Origin of the sequence: Siccirubricoccus deserti (genome assembly GCF_014283215.1) — a bacterium.
In the GTDB taxonomy this organism is placed as follows: domain Bacteria; phylum Pseudomonadota; class Alphaproteobacteria; order Acetobacterales; family Acetobacteraceae; genus Siccirubricoccus; species Siccirubricoccus deserti.
Genome location: NZ_JACOMF010000263.1, coordinates 1 through 651 on the forward strand (window position 1 = coordinate 1; position 651 = coordinate 651).

The 651-nt window shown below is 67.1% G+C and carries 2 pseudogenes; one reads left to right on the top strand and one right to left on the bottom strand.

Going from position 1 to position 651, the window contains the following annotated elements:
- Positions 1-61: 61 nt before the first annotated feature.
- Positions 62-319: pseudogene (locus H7965_RS30225) on the top strand (transposase domain-containing protein); the annotation flags it as partial.
- 36 nt (positions 320-355) lie between these two features.
- Here H7965_RS30225 and H7965_RS30230 read toward each other — a convergent pair.
- Positions 356-532 (bottom strand): annotated as a pseudogene (locus H7965_RS30230) (IS3 family transposase); the annotation flags it as partial.
- Between the last annotated feature and the right edge of the window lie 119 nt (positions 533-651).

Genomic DNA, 651 nt, shown 5'->3' on the forward strand with positions numbered 1-651 from the left:
AATACCCCCCTCGGGGCGGTCGCATCCACCGGGCAGTGGTGCCGGAGGCACCATGCCCTTTAACAACGCCGCCGAGCGCGCCCTGCGTGGCATCGCCCTTGGGCGGAAGTCATGGCTGTTCGCCGGCTCCGATTGGGGAGGCGAGCGCGCCGCGGCGATCTACTCGCTGATTATCACCGCCAAGCTGAACAACGTCGACCCACGCGCCTGGCTCGCCGACGGCTTGGCGAGGATCGCCGACTACCCGGCCTCGCAGCTGCACGAGCTGCTGCCCTGGAACTGGAAGAACGCACAGCCTCACCAAGCCGCAGCTGCCTGATCAGCCGCGACCCGCGGTCTTGGCCGGATGGGTACCATGGCTTGGCATGCCGCGCAGGATGAACCGGTCGGAGAGGACGCCGATGACGTCGGCTGCTTTGAGCTGGCGCGCCACGCGGCTGGCTAGGCACTCGCGGGTGAACTCATCCACCACGTTCAACATGCGGAACTTGCGGCCATCCCGGGGTCGATCCTCGACGAAGTCATAGGCCCATGTCTGGACGGTCCCCGCCCTGCAAGCATGATTTCGTCGGCTGACTCAGCGGCGCGCTTGCGGTCATGTCTTCGGCCTCTCGATGCCACCCTGCGGCGGCGGGCCTGGATAGGTTCCGC